The 18,043-nt window shown below is 51.8% G+C and carries 13 protein-coding genes; 6 read left to right on the forward strand and 7 right to left on the reverse strand.

From position 1 onward, the window contains the following. Positions 1-98 precede the first annotated feature (98 nt). From BM030_RS14290 to BM030_RS14300, 3 genes are all read left to right on the forward strand, one after another. Positions 99-1,163 carry a LacI family DNA-binding transcriptional regulator gene (locus tag BM030_RS14290; protein WP_090974282.1) on the forward strand — a complete coding sequence of 355 codons (1,065 nt, stop codon included), beginning with the start codon at positions 99-101 and terminating at the stop codon, positions 1,161-1,163. Continuing rightward, on the forward strand, positions 1,144-3,309 hold the full coding sequence (locus tag BM030_RS14295) for an alpha-glucuronidase family glycosyl hydrolase (protein WP_090974283.1): 2,166 nt from the start codon (positions 1,144-1,146) through the stop codon (positions 3,307-3,309). Before BM030_RS14290 ends, BM030_RS14295 begins: the two co-directional genes overlap by 20 nt. A 231-nt stretch (positions 3,310-3,540) precedes the next feature. After that, entirely contained in the window at positions 3,541-6,126 is a 2,586-nt protein-coding gene (locus tag BM030_RS14300) for a glycosyl hydrolase 115 family protein (protein ID WP_090974313.1), read from the forward strand. Positions 6,127-6,198: 72 nt separating this feature from the next. On the opposite strand, the gene BM030_RS14305 is transcribed toward BM030_RS14300, so the two are convergent. After that, positions 6,199-7,242 carry a LacI family DNA-binding transcriptional regulator gene (locus tag BM030_RS14305; protein ID WP_090974314.1) on the reverse strand — a complete coding sequence of 348 codons (1,044 nt, stop codon included), beginning with the start codon at positions 7,240-7,242 and terminating at the stop codon, positions 6,199-6,201. A 138-nt stretch (positions 7,243-7,380) separates the two neighbouring features. Between BM030_RS14305 and BM030_RS14310 the strand changes: the two genes are divergently transcribed. Genes BM030_RS14310 through BM030_RS14320 form a run of 3 tightly spaced genes read left to right on the forward strand, consistent with a single transcriptional unit; the run spans position 7,381 to position 10,857 of the window. Continuing rightward, the gene (locus BM030_RS14310; protein WP_090974284.1) at positions 7,381-8,889 is read left to right on the forward strand and encodes a xylulokinase; all 1,509 of its coding nucleotides are present in this window, start codon (positions 7,381-7,383) and stop codon (positions 8,887-8,889) included. Positions 8,890-8,934: 45 nt separating this feature from the next. Then, positions 8,935-10,266, forward strand: a complete 1,332-nt coding sequence (gene xylA, locus BM030_RS14315) for a xylose isomerase (RefSeq protein ID WP_090974285.1) — start codon at positions 8,935-8,937, stop codon at positions 10,264-10,266. 21 nt (positions 10,267-10,287) lie between these two features. Then, complete coding sequence (locus tag BM030_RS14320; protein ID WP_090974286.1) at positions 10,288-10,857, forward strand: hypothetical protein; 570 nt, start codon at positions 10,288-10,290, stop codon at positions 10,855-10,857. Between the two features lies 1 nt (position 10,858). On the opposite strand, the gene BM030_RS14325 is transcribed toward BM030_RS14320, so the two are convergent. The 6 genes from BM030_RS14325 to BM030_RS14350 form a co-directional block, all read right to left on the reverse strand. Continuing rightward, the gene (locus BM030_RS14325; RefSeq protein WP_090974287.1) at positions 10,859-11,542 is read right to left on the reverse strand and encodes a hypothetical protein; all 684 of its coding nucleotides are present in this window, start codon (positions 11,540-11,542) and stop codon (positions 10,859-10,861) included. 68 nt (positions 11,543-11,610) lie between these two features. Beyond that, positions 11,611-12,633 carry a Holliday junction branch migration DNA helicase RuvB gene (ruvB, locus tag BM030_RS14330; RefSeq protein WP_090974288.1) on the reverse strand — a complete coding sequence of 341 codons (1,023 nt, stop codon included), beginning with the start codon at positions 12,631-12,633 and terminating at the stop codon, positions 11,611-11,613. A gap of 59 nt (positions 12,634-12,692) precedes the next feature. Then, positions 12,693-13,421, reverse strand: coding sequence for a polyprenol monophosphomannose synthase (locus BM030_RS14335; protein WP_090974289.1), 729 nt, complete (start codon positions 13,419-13,421; stop codon positions 12,693-12,695). A gap of 31 nt (positions 13,422-13,452) precedes the next feature. Continuing rightward, entirely contained in the window at positions 13,453-15,498 is a 2,046-nt protein-coding gene (locus BM030_RS20255) for a peptide MFS transporter (protein WP_090974290.1), read from the reverse strand. Positions 15,499-15,619: 121 nt separating this feature from the next. Continuing rightward, complete coding sequence (locus tag BM030_RS14345) at positions 15,620-16,549, reverse strand: hypothetical protein (RefSeq protein WP_090974291.1); 930 nt, start codon at positions 16,547-16,549, stop codon at positions 15,620-15,622. 17 nt (positions 16,550-16,566) lie between these two features. Continuing rightward, positions 16,567-17,742, reverse strand: a complete 1,176-nt coding sequence (locus BM030_RS14350) for an acetyl-CoA C-acyltransferase (RefSeq protein WP_090974292.1) — start codon at positions 17,740-17,742, stop codon at positions 16,567-16,569. Positions 17,743-18,043 lie beyond the last annotated feature (301 nt).

Genomic DNA, 18,043 nt, shown 5'->3' on the forward strand with positions numbered 1-18,043 from the left:
AGGTAAAACTATAAACAAAAAATTAAATATGCAACCGATTGCATAATTTTTTTTTAATTTAGCGGAACCATTTATTAAAACCGTATTGGCTCCATATCATGAGTGCTGCAAATAACAACGAAAAGGAAGTAACCATATATGATATTGCCGCGGCCCTCAACATATCGGCCGCTACCGTGAGCCGGGGGCTCAAGAACCACCCTGCCATCAGGCAAACTACCAAGGACAGGATCTTTGCCCAGGCCGAACGCATGGGATACCGGTTCAATACGTTCGCCCGCAACCTGAGGACGAAGCGCACGTATACCATCGGTGTAATTGTTCCCCGATTGAACAGCATGTTTATGTCGGACGTATTGGCGGGTATGGAAAAAATATCCAATGAAGCGGGTTATGAACTCATCATCAGCCAATCATTGGAAACCATGGAAAAGGAAAAAAAGAATGCCGCCACCATGTTCAATAACCGGGTAGACGGCGTGTTGGTATCACTGGCCTATACGACAACGGATATCGACCACTTCAGACGCTTTATTGATAAAAACATCCCGTTAATTTTCTTTGACCGCGCTTTCGAGCACCCCCATTGTCCGAATGTGGTTATCGACAACCACAAGGCGGCTTATGAAATGACGACACACCTCATCAGGCAGGGCTGCCGCCGTATTGTCCATATCGCCGGGCACCTTAACCGGGACGTATATGCGTTGCGCCTGAAAGGATTCCAAGAAGCGCTTGCCGACAACGGCATAACGTTTGACGAGGACGCCCTCATCGTTAACAACCTCGGTATAGCAGACGGCGTGCTGGCCGCACAGCATATGCTTTCGCTGCCGGAAAGACCGGATGCTGTATTTGCCGCCAACGACACGTGTGCCGTGGCTTGCATGCAGGAACTGAAGCGAAATGGCCTACGCGTTCCGGACGATGTGCGCGTCGCCGGATTCAACAACGACCCTATAGCGACCGTGGTGGAACCCAACCTCACTACTATAGATTATAGGGGCCACGAAATGGGCGAAGTGGCCGCCAAGACCCTGATTAACTTGCTCAATGGCGTAGGCGACCTACAGGCAGCCGCTATTGTATTACGCCATCACTTGATTATACGGGACTCGACACAACGGAAAAAACTGACGGAACATGAAAATAAGAATAATTAGTCATTGCTTACCGCTGCTATGCGCGTTAATCTTAGGCATCGGCCAAAGCCGGGGCCAATCGGGCTATCACCTCTGGCTGGACTATAAACCCTTGAGGGATGAGTTGTCGGTCAGTTATAAAACGCAGCTCGCCGCGCTGCTCTTTCCCACAACAGATGGAACCGATAGCATCGCCAAACAGGAACTGCTGGATGCGTTCAACGGCTTGTTCGGGCAAGTGCCGGAACAGGTAGATGCCATCCGGCAACAGGGCACGTTGGTGGTGGGCACCCCGTCTTCCCTGCCTGCCATGGCACAGGAAACCGTTTTCAGCCATGTAGCGCAGATGGGCCCTGAAGGTTATGGTATTTACACCGCGACCATCCAGGGAAAACCGGCAACAGCCATCCTGGCCAATACCTCTAAGGGTGTATTATATGGTGCTTATGCCTTCATCCGGCTGTTACAACGCGGGGCAGACATCGCCAAGGTCGACATCACCAGCCGGCCGAAAGTGAACCTGCGGCTACTTAACCACTGGGATAACCTTGACCGCACCGTGGAACGGGGCTATGCCGGGTTTTCGTTGTGGGATTGGCATCGGCTCCCGGGTTACCGCGATCCGCGTTATACCGATTATGCCCGGGCAAATGCATCCATTGGCATTAATGGCACCGTGCTCAATAACGTAAATGCCAACGCATTAGTGCTCACCCCTGCCTATCTTGAAAAAGCGGCAGCCCTGGCAGATGTGTTCCGGCCCTACGGTATCAAAGTGTACCTTTCCGCACGTTTCAGTGCCCCGATGGAACTCGGCGGCCTGCCCAATGCGGATCCGCTTGATCCCAACGTAAAGCAATGGTGGAAAGAAAAGGTGGCTGAGATATACCGGTATATCCCCGATTTCGGCGGCTTCCTCGTGAAAGCCAATTCAGAAGGCCAGCCCGGCCCACAGAATCATGGACGCAGCCACGCCGATGGTGCTAACCTACTGGCCGATGCGCTTAAACCCCATGGCGGCGTGGTCATGTGGCGCGCTTTTGTCTATGAAGATACCGAACCGGAGGACCGGGCGAAGCAGGCTTACAATGAATTTGTGCCGCTTGACGGGCTTTTCCATGACAATGTGATCGTTCAGGTCAAAAACGGACCCATTGACTTCCAGCCCCGTGAGCCGTTCCATCCCCTGTTCGGCGCGATGCCCAAGTCGCAACTCATGATGGAGTTCCAGATTACACAGGAATACCTGGGCTTTGCCACGCACCTCGTTTACTTAGGTACGCTTTTCAGTGAAACCCTCCGCGCGGACACGTACTGCAATGGCCCGAATTCTTCTGTGGCGCGGGTAATTGATGGTTCGCTTACCGGGCAACCCGTAACAGCCATCGCAGGCGTGGCCAATACGGGCACTGCGATTAATTGGACGGGCCATCCGTTCGCGCAGGCCAATTGGTATGCTTTCGGGCGCCTTGCATGGGACCCCGATGCGGATGCCGGTGACATTGCCGACGATTGGCTGCGCTGCACCTTCGGAAATGACGGCCCGCTGGTCCATGCCTTGCTGCCCATGATGATGCAATCGCGCGAAGCGGCGGTAAATTACATGACACCCCTGGGACTTCACCACCTGATGGGATGGGACCATCATTATGGGCCCGGCCCGTGGATTTCGGGCAAACCCCGGGCAGATTGGACATCGGTATACTACCACAAAGCCAGCAAAGACGGCATCGGGTTCGACCGCACGGCATCAGGAAGCGATGCGTTATCCCAATATTTCCCCGAAGTGCGTGCATTGTTTGAAAATCCGCAGGAATGCCCGGAAGAATACCTCTTGTGGTTCCATCATCTTCCCTGGGATTTCCAGATGCGGTCGGGAGAAACACTATGGGAAGCACTCTGCCGGCGCTATTACGACGGGGTGGCTACCGTGGGCCGTATGCAAGCCACCTGGGAGGGACAAAAAGGCCGTGTAAACGAGGCCGTATTCAACGAAGTTCGGGATTTACTGGCTATACAATACCAGGAGGCCGTCCGATGGCGCGATGCCTGTGTGCTGTATTTCCAGCAATTTTCCGGCATGCCCATACCCGATGGACTGGGACATCCGGAACATCCATTGGAATATTATGAAAAAATGGAGTTCCATTTTGTGCCGGGCATATGATACGCTCACCAGCGCGATGAAGAGATTACCATTGCTCATCGGTTCACTGGCGTTGGCCGGCACATTGTTCATCGAATAAAAATGGACCGCTGCACCCCCGGGGGGCGTCAGCGCCGGGAAAAATTGTGGTCACGGATGGCGGCCGCTGTAAAAGCCAAAGGGCTAAAGGCGGGGTACCGTCAGGGTTACGCTAAGCATAAACAAGAGATAACTAAAACAAGAACAACACCAATGATGAGAGACTTGTTATTGACAGCATTAATGTCGTCGATCGGCTTACAGGTACTGGCGAGCGACCATAAGGGAATAACGTCCACGCAATTGTCTCTTGATCGGTTTACATTGATTGAAAACGGCACGCCGGGTACAATTTTGATTGATGAGAACGAAGATGGGGGGGTAATGATCGCTGCCCGGAACCTCCAGGAAGATTTTGCCAGGGTATCGGGCAACCGTGCGACCCTTATCTTCCGGCCCGATAGCAGCCGGTTGATCATCGTGGGTACATTGAAGAGCCGTTACATCAACGAGTTGATAAAGAAAAAGAAGATAGACGGTACCGCGTTGAAAGGCAAAAATGAAAAATACCTGATGATGGTAATTGACAATCCATTGCAGGGAGTGAAAGAAGCGCTGGTGATTGCCGGCAGCGACAAACGGGGGGCGATATACGGCATATACGAGCTGTCCGAACAGATAGGCGTGTCGCCATGGTACGACTGGGCGGATGTCCCGGTAGTCCGGCAGCAAAACTTGTCCATCGCCCGAGGCACCTATACGGCGGGAGAACCGGCAGTGAAATACCGAGGTATATTCCTGAATGACGAAGCGCCTTGTTTGACCACCTGGGTACACAATACGTATGGAACCCGGTACGGCGACCACCGGTTTTATGCCCGCGTGTTCGAGCTGATCCTCCGTTTGCGGGGCAACTTCCTCTGGCCAGCTATGTGGGGCTGGAGCTTCTACGCGGACGATCCGGAAAACAGCAAGACAGCCCATGAGATGGGGATCATCATCGGGACCACCCACCACGAGCCGATGGCCCGCAACCATCAGGAGTGGGCCAGGAAACGAAAAGAGTACGGCGCGTGGGATTACAGCACAAATCAGGAGGTGATAGACCGCTTTTTCCGCGAGGGGATCGAACGGGCATCGGGTACCAATGACCTGACCACCATCGGTATGCGCGGCGATGGCGATACCCCTATGGGCAGCAAGGAAGGCGAAGACCACAAGTATGTGCCGCGTGATGAGGATAATATTAAACTGCTGGAGAAAATCATCAGAAACCAGCGGCAGATTATCAAAGAAGTAACCGGAGAAGCACCCGAAAAAACTCCCCAGGTTTGGGCGATATACAAGGAAGTGCAGCGTTATTTTGATATGGGGCTGCGGGTGCCCGACGATGTGATCATGCTCTTGTGCGACGACAACTGGGGCAACGTGCGCCGCCTGCCGAGGGGAGAAGAAGAACGGAACCACCCCGGAGGTTGGGGCATGTATTACCATTTCGATTACGTAGGCGCGCCCCGCAATACGAAATGGTTGAACGTCACCCCTATCCAGAACATGTGGGAACAACTCCAACTGACCTACGATTATGGCGTGGATAAAATCTGGATCGTGAATGTGGGCGACCTGAAACCCATGGAATATCCGATCACGCTTTTCCTGGATATGGCATGGAATCCGGGCAAGTTCACCGTGGATAACCTGCTGGACCATACCCGGGAGTTCTGCGCCCAGCAATTCGGGGAAGAACAAGCCGAAGAAGCGAGCCGTATCCTGAACTTGTACAGTAAATACAACGGACGCGTCACGCCGGAGATGCTGGACCGCCACACCTACAATATCGAGACCGGGGAGTGGAAAAAAGTATCCGATGAATACGTCAAACTGGAAGCGGAAGCCCTGCGCCAGTATCTCACGCTCAAGCCGGAATACCGGGATGCGTATCAGCAACTGATCCGCTATCCGGTGCAGGCCATGGCAAATCTGTACGAGATGTACTATGCGCAAGCCATGAATCATAAGCTGTACAAGGAGAACAATCCGCAGGCAAACGCATGGGCCGACAAGGTGGAGGCGGCTTTCAGGCGCGACAAGGAGTTGAGCCATCAGTACAACAAGGTAATGGCCGGCGGCAAATGGGACGGCATGATGATCCAGAAAAAGATCGGATACACCTCCTGGAACGACAACTTTCCCGAAGATACCCTACCGGAAATACACCGCATTGCGGACCCTGAGAAAGCCGTTGGCGGTTATCTGTTTACCGGCAAGGATGATGTCGTAGTAATCGAGGCGGAGCATTATTTTGAAGCGATAGACGCCACGGAAGCCAAATGGACGGTTATTCCCCATATGGGTCGCACGTTGAGCGGCATGGCCGTGATGCCTTATTCGAAACCGATTGACGGCGCTTCCCTTTCCTATAAGATGCAGATCCCGAAAGACGTTACCGAGGTGACAGTACATGTGGTCGTCAAATCGACCTTGGCGTTCCATGACGACAAGGGCCATGAGTATACCGTAGGATTTGAGGGCGGTGAGGAAAAAACCATAAACTTCAATGCCGACTTAAACGAAAAACCGGAGAATATCTATACGACATTTTACCCAACGGTGGCCCGCCGGGTGGTCAGGAAAGAAGCGAAGCTCCCGCTGCCGACTACGGCCAACGGAGTACAGACATTAATCGTAAAGCCATTGGACCCTGGTATTGTATTTCAAAAAATAGTCGTTGATTTTGGTGGCTATCAGGATACGTACCTTTTTATGGATGAGTCGCCCAACCAGCGAATCGCCCCATAGGAAAATGCCACCGCCTTTCCGCAGCGCGAGTATGGCATTCCCGCAGGCGTGCTACGCGCCGGGAAAATACCCTCACCTTCCGCTTGACGGCGGAAAATGGCGACGGGACGAGCTCTCCCGTATCAGCAGTTTCGGTTCAAGCACCAGTTTTTCCGGCTTATGCTTATAATAATCTCCTTTTTTCAGCAGTTTAAGAAACAAACGGGCTATTTCTTCCCCCATTTCCACGGTACGTTGATCCACCGTGGAAATGGTAGGGCTTACCAGGCTGGTGAACGCCTCGTTGGCGAAACCGACCACACCGACTTCTTCCGGTATGCGCTTGCCCGATGCCTTTAGTTCTTGCACCACCCCCATGGCCGTGAAATCCTCCAATGTAAAAACCGCATCGAAATCAATACCCTCGGCCAATAAATCTCGTACACACTGCCGCCCGAACTCCAGGGAGAAATCACCCCTGATGATCAACCGCTCGTCAACCGGGATGCCATAACGCTCCAGTGCGTCAAGGTATCCCCGTAAACGCTCATTGAAAATATTGATATTCCGGTACTGGTTGATGTGCACAATCCTGCGGTATCCCGATGCTATCAGGTGCTCCGTCGCCATAAACCCGCCGCGATAGTCGTCTATGGTCACCGACGGCACGTTAAGTTCCGGGGGCACCCGGTCAAAAAAAGCCAGCGGGATGTTCCTGTCGCGGATCTCAGCATAGCTGCCTGCTACTTCCGTCTCTAATGAAATCGACGCAATAATCCCATCCACCCTGGAGCGGAGAAACGTCTCGATACCCTTGTTTTCCTGTTTGAGCGACTCCTGCGACTGGTAGAGCAGAATGGTGTAACCGTTCTCGTTCATCACGCCCTCCACCCCGTGCACCACCGAGCTGAAAAAACTCACGTCGAGCCGCGGCACCAATATACCGATGATCTTCGTTTTGCCCGAACGGAGTGAAGACGCTACTTTATTGGGACGGTACCCCAGCCGCTCGGCGGTCTCACGTACAGACTGCTTGGTGGCTGCGCTGATGGCGGGATGATCGTTAAGTGCACGGGCTACCGTGGAAAACGTGATGTTCAGCTCCTTTGCAATATCTAATATGGTAACTTTTTTCAAGTCGAAAAGGTTAATGACTAATTCAACGGCTAATAAAAGGAAAATCAAACAAAAATAACGATAGATTTTGGAAATATAAAGGAATGCCTTACCTTTATGCCAACGTTAGCATTTCCATGAAACCTATTTTGTTTCGCTATGTTATTATTAGGTATTGATCTGGGCACGTCTTCCATTAAAGTATCCGTAGTGGATGCCCAAACAAAGAAATGTATCGCCGCCACCCAGTATCCGGACGATCACGAAAATAAAATACTCTCCGTTTTACCGGGATGGGCCGAACAGGCGCCGGATATGTGGTGGGATCAGGTCGCGTTGGCTATCCGCAAACTCACGGCAGAAGCATCGTTCAATGCCCGGGACATCGGTGCCATCGGTATTGCCTACCAAATGCACGGCTTGGTCGTTGTCGACAAAGCGGGCCGGGCAATCCGCAACGCCATCATCTGGTGCGACAGCCGGGCGGTGGACATCGGCGACGAGGCCTTCGCCGAAATCGGCGCGCAGCAGGCACTGGAACACTTGCTGAATTCGCCCGGAAATTTCACCGCCTCCAAATGGGCGTGGGTGAAAGCCCATGAACCGGAAACCTACTTACAGGCCCATAAAATCATGCTTCCGGGCGACTACATCGCACTGCGCCTTACCGGCAACGCCACTACCAGCATATCGGCGCTTTCTGAAGGCGTCTTCTGGGACTTCAAAAACAACTGCATAGCCGAGTCAATACTCCAGCACTTCGGCTTTGATGAAACCGTCTTCCCCGAAATCCGGCCGCTATTCGGCGTACACGGCACCCTCGACCCAAAAATCGCGGCACAGCTGGGGCTCCAACCCGGCATTCCGGTAAGCTATAAGGCAGGCGACCAACCCAACAATGCACTATCGCTCAATGTACTGAAACCGGGTGAAGTGGCTGCTACCGCAGGCACATCGGGCGTTATTTACGCGGTAAGTGACCAGCTGGTATATGACCCGGCATCGCGCGTAAACACCTTCGCCCATGTCAATTATACGCCGGAAGCACCGCGGACAGGGGTTTTGCTCTGCATCAACGGAACGGGCATTCTCAACCGGTGGGTAAAAGAGCATTTCGGCCATGGCCTCACCTATCAGCAAATGAACACGCTGGGCAAGGCGGTAAGCCCGGGCAGCAACGGCCTGAAGATCCTGCCTTTCGGCAATGGTGCCGAACGTATCCTACACAATAAGATCCTCGGCGCGCAATTCATCGACCTTGATTTCAACGCGCATGGCCGCTCCCATGTGTTCCGTGCCTCTCAGGAAGGGATAGCCTGTGCCTTCCGCTACGGGCTCGATATCATCCGGGAGAACGGTATGCGCCCGTCGGTTATCCGCGCCGGACAAGCCAATATGTTTCTCAGCGAATTATTCACCGAAATCTTTGTGGACGTAACACAGGTGCCGGTTGAACTTTATGAAAGTGATGGCAGCGTAGGCGCCGCATTGGGTGCCGGTATCGGCGCTGGCGTCTTTACTTCAACGGACGAGGCATTCAGCGGATTGAAAACCATCAAAACCGTGGAACCCCGGGCTTCTTCTGCTTATGAAGATTATTACCAGGAGTGGAAACGGCTGGTAAATGAACAATTGGCTAAGGAATCCCCGCAGCAGACGAACAATTGACAATTGATAAGATAACCAAAATAGAGATTTAATAGTATAAATAACATGACAAACGTACTTATCGGAGATCGCGAATACTTCAAGGGTATCGGCAAGATCGAATACGAAGGCCCTGAATCGGACAATCCACTGGCCTACCGCTGGTATGACGCAAAGCGGGTTGTAGCCGGAAAAACCATGGAAGAGCACCTGCGCTTCGCCGTAGCCTACTGGCACTCTTTCACCGGCAATGGCAGCGACCCGTTCGGGGGGCCTACCCTCTTTTTTCCCTGGGATGAAAACAAAGACGTCATCCAACGGGCCAAAGACAAAATGGACGCTGCTTTTGAGTTCATCACCAAAATCGGAATGCCCTATTATTGCTTTCATGACGTGGACATCGTGGATTATGGTGATGATGTTGCCGAAAATGAGCGTCGATTACAGACGCTCGTCGACTACGCCAGTACCAAACAGACCGCCAGCGGGGTGAAACTGCTATGGGGCACAGCCAACCTGTTTTCGCACAAACGGTATATGAATGGCGCTGCCACGAACCCCCACTTCGCCGTAGTGGCGCACGCCGGGGCGCAGATTAAGGCGGCATTGGACGCCACTATAGCACTTAACGGCGAAAACTACGTGTTCTGGGGCGGCCGTGAAGGGTATATGACATTGCTCAACACCAACATGAAACGGGAGCAGGAGCACCTGGCCCGTATGCTCCATATTGCTAAAGACTACGCCCGCAGCCAAGGGTTCCGTGGCACGTTTTTCATTGAGCCCAAGCCATGCGAACCGACCAAGCATCAATACGATTATGATGCGGCTACAGTAATCGGCTTTCTCCGGCAATACGATTTGCTCGGCGACTTTAAACTGAACCTTGAAGTGAACCACGCTACGTTGGCCGGACACACGTTCCAGCACGAGCTGCAGGTGGCCGCTGACGCGGGGCTGCTGGGTTCAATAGATGCCAACCGGGGCGATTATCAGAACGGGTGGGATACCGACCAGTTTCCGAACAACATCAACGAGCTCACGGAATGTATGCTCATCATACTGGAGGCCGGGGGCTTTGCAGGCGGCGGTATTAACTTCGATGCAAAAATACGCCGTAACTCGACCGATCGGGATGATTTGTTCCACGCTCATATCGGAGGGGCTGACACGTTTGCGCGTGCGCTCATTGCAGCGGATAATATCCTGCAGAAGTCAAATTACCGCAAACTCCGGGCAGAACGGTATTCGTCATTTGACAGTGGAAACGGAGAAGCCTTTGAAAATGGCAAACTGACGCTGGCTGACCTGCGTGATATCGCCGCGGCATCCGGCGAACCCGAGGCCATCAGTGGAAAACAGGAGCTGTTTGAAAACATCGTGAACCGCTATATTTAACCGGTTATACCCGTTGTGACGATGGGCGCGGTGATAACAACTAAACAGGCCCTAAAGGAACGCCTCAGCGCCATCCGTGCCAAAACCGAAGTGCTGGCACTGGCGGCATCAGGTGAAGAGACGGGTGTCTGCGTTGATTGGCTGCATGAATTGTGCTACGAAAAGGACAAAACTCCGGCATTTCGGGCTGCATGGGTATTGGAGCATATTGCGGCTTCTCACCCCGAGCGGTTTGTTCCGGTCGTTAGCAATTTCATAAACCGGTTACCGGAACAGCACAACCCGAGCTGCCAACGCCACTTCACCAAAATACTGATGGAAATCACCCATCCCAAAGCCGCTAAGCCATACCGGCAGGCTTATGCTGAAATCGACCGCGAACGGGTGGTGGAAACCGTCTTCGGATGGCTTATCGACCCCTGTACGCCCGTTGCGGTACAGGTCAATTGCATGGACATCCTCTATCATATGCGCAACGAATATGACTGGGTAACGGTAGAACTCAGACAGCAGACCGAATTTCTGATGATGCGCCACGGCTCGGCAGCCATGCTGAGCCGTGGCAAAAAAATAATAGGGAAACTCCGTTAAATCACAGCTTTAGCTTAAAACCAACCGAAAACAGCCCGTAGCGGTCGCGTTCCTCTCCGAAACCGTCCATTCCGCGGTTGGTGGCAAAATTCAACTGTGCATTGAGACATACATACCAGAAGAAGGTATCCATCATTTGGGGATCGTATTTGCTTAGCGGCAAATCAAGCCCGATATCCGTATGGAAGAAACTGCTGAGCAGGTGACCATTATTATAGGTCTCCACCTCGTCGCTCGTCGTTAAATTGAAAACGGCTCCTACTCCCGCGCCAACATAAGCTGTATTGATCGCCTTCTGTAAATAACTCTTCCGATACATTATCCGCCTGTCGTGATCGCTCTGAATAAACTGCAGGGGATAGATACGCCCGTTGAAAAGCCCGGAAAAAAAGAATATCGAAACAGGATAAACTGCTACATCATGCTGGTCGCCGCTCCGCGTCACACCTTGGTTTGCTTCAAGGCCTATACTCAACCCATGGCGCAGGAAATAGTCGCCACGCAGAAATACCCCGCCTCCCAGATGTTTTTTTTGCAGATCGCCATACATATAAGCCGGACCAACGCCAGCCGATAACGCATACCTATAATAGGGAATGGGTGATTCGTTTCCGGGCTGGGCTTGAATTTGGAGGTAAGGTGATAAGGAAATGCAGCATACGGCAAACAACAGGCCTTTCTTCATAATCAACACGATATCTTATTGGGTTAACAACAATCAGGGCCTACCCCTCAATACTTATACCATTTTTATCAAAACAGCGTGTTGCCTTTGGGATAATCTGTTTTTCCAAGATGTTTATAGGCCAATGCCGTGCATTCCCTCCCCCGGGAAGTACGCATCAGATAGCCCTCCTGGATAAGAAAAGGTTCGTATACCTCTTCAATGGTCCCCTCGTCTTCACCTACAGCCGTGGCGATGGTTTTAAGCCCTACCGGCCCCCCCTTGAACTTATCGATGATGGTCACCAAAATGCGGTTATCCATCTCATCCAGCCCATGTTCATCCACATTGAGTGCGTTCAGCGCATATTGCGCGATGGCAGTGTCAATGCTGCCGTTACCCTTTATCTGGGCAAAGTCGCGTGTCCGGCGGAGCAAGGCATTGGCTATCCGCGGCGTTCCCCTGCTCCGGCGCGCTATTTCGTAAGCTCCCTCCTCCGTGATGGGCGTACGGAGGATACTGGCGGACCGGAGCACGATGGTTGTCAGGAGTTTTGTATCGTAATATTCCAGCCGGGCATTGATACCGAACCTTGCCCGCAACGGCGAGGTCAGCAATCCAGACCGCGTAGTGGCGCCCACCAACGTAAACGGGTTAAGCGTAATCTGTACTGAACGGGCGTTGGGCCCGGTCTCCAGCATGATATCAATCTTGAAGTCCTCCATGGCAGAATACAGGTATTCTTCTACCAACGGACTCAGCCGATGGATTTCATCAATAAACAGCACATCCCCCTCTTCCAGATTGGTCAGTAACCCCGCCAGGTCGCCCGGCTTATCCAGCACGGGTCCGGAAGTGATTTTGATGCCCACTCCCATTTCGTTAGCAATGATATGGGAAAGTGTGGTCTTGCCCAATCCCGGAGGCCCGTGAAGCAACACATGATCCAAGGCTTCTCCCCTGAGCTTGGCTGCCTGTACAAACACCGTAAGGTTATCCAGTATTTTCTGCTGCCCCGTGAAATCTTCAAAAGCCTGCGGCCGAAGCACCTTCTCCAGCTCGCGCTCCGTATTAGACAACCGCTCCGGGCTCGGATCCAAATGTTCGTTCATTTTTATAAGACTTTAGCTATCAGACATGAGACCACCAATCACCAACCACCACCTACCAATCACCGTTCATACTTCCTAAACCAGCTTGCCACTTTCATCTCAATAACACCGAAAAACGCCTCCCGGAATATACGGGTGCTCATCTTGGAAACCCCTTCGGTACGGTCTGTAAAGATAATGGGTATTTCCTCCACACGGAAACCGTATTTTATTGCCGTGAACTTCATCTCAATCTGGAAAGCATACCCGACAAACCTTATCCGGTCGAGCGGTATGGTCTCCAGCACCTCACGCCGGTAACAGACGAAACCGGCCGTGGCGTCCCGTATGGCTATCCCGGTAATCAACCGTACATACCAAGAGGCGAAGTACGACATCAGCACCCGGCTCATCGGCCAGTTCACCACGTTGACCCCCTTGATATACCGTGAACCGATGGCCACGTCCGCCCCCGATATGCACGCCTCACGTAACCGTGGCAAGTCATCCGGATTGTGGGAAAAATCGGCATCCATTTCAAAGATGTAGGCGTAAGCCCGGGCAATGCACCAGCGGAAACCGTGAATATACGCGGTACCCAAGCCCGACTTGCCTGCCCGCTCCTCCAGAAACAACCTGTCGGGGAATTCGTTGCGCAAATGCCCCACTATCGCTCCTGTTCCATCTGGAGAGCCATCATCCACCACCAAAATATGAAACCCTTCAGCAAGGGAAAATACTTTACGGATAATCCTTTCTATATTTTCCCGTTCGTTGTATGTGGGAATAATGACAATGCTATCTGACACTACCGCTGAGAACTTTTTTAAAGGTAAACTATCAATGGATGCCATGCATTTTGCGCACCAGCACTTTATTTGCCAGTACCAGTGCCAAACTTGCAAGCATCGGCAATGCGGTAAATATCAGGAAAAATCCAATTAAGCCATACTTTTCGCTGATGCGATCAATATAACTACCCGACAAACCGGCCAAATAATTGGCGATCGCACTGGACAGGAACCAAATACCGAACATCAACCCCACCAGCTTCGGCGGGGAAAGCTTGCTCACGTATGACAATCCTACCGGCGAGATAGCCAGTTCGCCCCAGGTGTGAAGCAAATAGGCCAGGATTAACCACACGATGCTGACCGAGGCGGTTGTCGCGCCCTTGGGAATGGTCATTGAACCGAACGCAAGAACCGCAAAACCCAATCCCACCAAAAATAAACCTAAAGCGAATTTCTTTGGTGCCGAGGGATTGAATTTTGTTTCCCACAATTTAGAGAATACAGGAGCAAACAAAATGATAAACAAAGAATTAAGCACACCGAACCAAGACGCGGGTATTTCAATCTCGCTTTCTTTGATATCGACAACCTGCGCGCTTATGCCGGATGCACCCACGCGCGCCTCGTCTTCCGCATCAATGTAGATGTAATTTCCGTTTTGGTCGATGTCAACGATAGCGATATGCTGGTCCACGGCGAAGTTTTCATCCGAGCGTATAATCGCATTGTCCGACACCTCTTTCCGATAGTCGATATGCACGGCAAACATATCGCTCCCTATTTTATGCGCTTCAAACCTATCGATACGCTCGTTGCCCTCCAGCGGCGCACCCGACTGGATATACTCTGCCAATGTAATGCGATCTCCTGCCCCGGCAACAGCTATCGTATCCATCAAACTTGAGGACTTAACATAGGAAAACGAAACCTCATAAGCTTTGGTATTTAAGTCTTTCCCTACCATCCAGATAACGACTCCCCAGATAATCACAAAGCTGAAAGACAGCCACATATTGGATATGGCATACTTTTTCATGGTTGCTTTGATGAGCAGGAACAACACCCATGTGATGATGGACAACGGCACAATGGCCAAGAGCGCATTGATGACGGTGAATGTTGTCGCCGCGCCACCGGTCAATACGCGTCCGGTGTAATCGCGGGCAAAAATTGTCATCGATCCGCCAGCCTGTTCAAAAGCCATCCAAAAGAAGATGGTGACGAATGCCAGCACAAGGATGACGAACGTACGGTCTGCCGCTATCTTGGCCATCAACCGGTCTTTCATTTCCTTGAGCATGCTGGCCCGTTCTCCGGCACTGATATTTGGCAAACGTTTGTCTATCTCCGCTCCCACCGCATGCTGGTCGAACCCTTCGAACGCTTCGCTCTCTTCATTGACTTTCTTAACGTCGGCATACACCGCCTCAATATCATCGGATTTCCGAGTCGGCTTTTCACCGATTTTCCCAAATATCCGCTGGGCGAACCAAAACTGGAGCATGCCGAAAAACATAAAAATACCGGCTAACCCGAACCCCCAGTGCCATCCGACTTTTTCGCCGATGTAGCCGCAGAGCAAGATACCGAGAAACGCGCCGGAATTGATGCCCATATAGAAAATGGTGTATGCAGAGTCTTTCTTGTTCTCATCTTCCTTGCTGTACAATCCCCCCACTATCGTGGAGATATTGGGTTTAAAAAGACCATTGCCTAAAATAAGCAACGCTAATCCGAGATAAAAAAACGGCTTTCCGCTACCTTCCAGCGCCATGGACGCATGCCCCAGGGTCATGATCAAAGCCCCTAATGCTACTGCCCAACGGTGCCCCAACCACTTATCGGCAATCATCCCCCCTAAGATCGGTGTCAGGTAAACCAAACCGGTATATACACCATACAAACTGAGCGCTTCCGAACGGGACATCTCCCATCCACCGAGCCCGGCAGCGCTTACCAAAAAGAGCACAAGCAAAGCCCGCATCCCGTAGTAACTGAACCGTTCCCACATTTCGGTAAAGAACAAAATAAAAAGCCCTGCCGGATGCTTTAATACGCGCTCCTTCGAAACTACATTGTTTAAATCTGTCATATGCTATTCATTCATGTTGGCTGTGTCAATTCATTGTGCATTCAGGTCAACCGTTACAAATAAAAAAAACTTTTTGCGATTTATCGGAAAATGCAAGAAAATATTAGTTTATGCCAGGGCTTTAATTCGCAGAAAAACCACTTTTGGGATGCTGGTGGCCCTTTCTGGGATCGTTATACTGCTCATCGTTCGGGTCGGGTGGATTGGTCAGCGGAATATCCGGCACCAGCCGGAGCCGTCCGCCATGAATTTGCCAGGCATCGTACGTCAAGTCCGGTCCATATTGTTCATATTGCCCTTGGTGACGGTTGTCTGTGGGCGACAAATGATCCATCACGATGCGGTTCGCTGCACGGTCATACACCATATACATACTTGCCTGCTTGCTGAACCGGTAAATCATGCGCGCATGGTGGCCCGTGTCTTCGCCATCGAAAATAGTTTTGCCTAATACGACATCGTTTTCTTTAAGCTGGAGTACTTCGATTACCTTCTGCGTGATCCCGGGGGTATGCCCTTTCCAGCCCAATAGCACATAAGCACCATCAATGGATATGATATGGTAATATTGCGCGCCATACCACGTGCTTGGCCCCGCTACCGCGGTTTCGGGCTGCGGTATCTCATACGTTTTGTCCAACAGGGGAAATAATTTCAGGCTGCCATCCGGCGTGTTCAGTTGGATAGCACCGTAATACAGATAAGATCCATCGTTCAACTGCACGTGCCACGAAAATACCCGGAACCGGTTGTCCGGAGCATGGAGTATGGACACCATGTTGAGTGAATCAAACGGAAACGAATAGGAATGCGGTGTTTTAAGTGCGGTTACCAATGTTTTCACAAACGTAAAGTTCGCCTCCAGCCGTTCAGGTTCACCCGGCTCATTGTACATGGTGTACCCGAGTTTCACCAGACTGTCTTGCAGCGTTTCGATGGTCCCCTTGCTGGCCGTTTGTGCGCCCGCATCCATTACCCAGTTGCACCAGACCATCAGCAACGGCAGCAACCTCTTCATCAACCCGTTTACGCCGCTGTCCATCATACCCATCGGTTCACGTCCTGTTTTTACATTTTTTCCAGCACCATCGCACTTGCTCCGCCCCCGCCGTTGCAGATACCAGCCACCCCGATGCGCCCGTTGTGCTGCGACAGCACCGAGAGGAGCGTTACCACGATACGGGCGCCCGAAGCGCCCAGCGGGTGCCCAAGTGACACTGCACCGCCGTTAACGTTTACCCGATCCGGCGGAAGCCGGAGTTCACGGTTATTCGCGATGGACACCACCGAGAAAGCTTCGTTAATTTCATAAAAATCCACATCCCCCTCCCTGATATCCGCGGCCCGCAATGCCCTTGGAATCGCCCGGGACGGTGCGGTGGTAAACCATTCCGGTGCCTGCTGGGCATCGGCATATCCCCTTATCCGTGCCAACGGCTGCAAACCGAGCTCCCGGAGCTTGGCTTCACTCACCAACACGAGGGCCGCGGCCCCATCGTTGAGTGTAGACGCGTTGGCGGCCGTTACCGTTCCATGTTGTTTAAACACTGGTTTCAACATGGGGATTTTATCGAAGTTGACGCTATAAATTTCCTCATCGTCACGCACGGTTGTCACTTCGCCTTTCTTACCCCTGACATCAACGGGCACGATCTCTTCCTGAAATTTACCGGATTGCTGAGCGGCCTGTGAACGCCGGTACGATTCTACCGCATACGCGTCCTGATCTTCCCGGCTGATGCCACATTCCGATGCACACAGCTCCGCGGCAGCCCCCATATGGAAGTCGTTGTATACATCCCACAACCCATCTTTGACCAACCCATCGGTTACCTGTCCGTGGCCCAAGCGATATCCTGTACGTGCTTTGTCCAAGTAGTACGGCACGTTGCTCATGCTTTCCATCCCTCCTGCCACCACAACATCGTTCTCACCCAGCGCAATACTTTGCGCAGCAAGCATAGTGGATTTCATCCCTGACGCACATACCTTGTTTACCGTAGTAGCCGGAATGTCGGGCAACCCAGCGAGCTTGGCAGCTTGTGTCGCCGGAGCCTGCCCCAGGCCGGCCGACAATACATTGCCGAAATACACCTCCTGCACTTGTTCAACTGTAATACCGGCTCGCCTCACGGCCTCGGCAATGGCCGTGCCGCCCAATTGGGTAGCAGCCAGTGACGACAAGCTGCCACCGAAGCTTCCGATGGGTGTTCGTACCGCTGAAATGATATAAACCGCTTCCATATGGATATCATGATTTTCATGCTAAGGTACGAAATTATGGCCGTTGTCCGAGATACCGTTTGCAAATCCCTTTACCTCCTTTACCCTCTTCTGTCGACAACAAACCATATGAACAATAATTCTACACCTATATAACTATATCATTTCATCGTATTTTTATCGTATTTCCATCGTATTTTCATCGAATTAATACGATGAAAATACGATGAGTAAAGGTATTACTTAGTTTATTTAGTTAGCTTACTATTAGTTTAATCTTAAGCTTATATTGGTTCTTTTGATAAGTTACCAAAAACACTTG

The organism is Parapedobacter composti (assembly GCF_900112315.1).
Lineage (GTDB): Bacteria > Bacteroidota > Bacteroidia > Sphingobacteriales > Sphingobacteriaceae > Parapedobacter > Parapedobacter composti.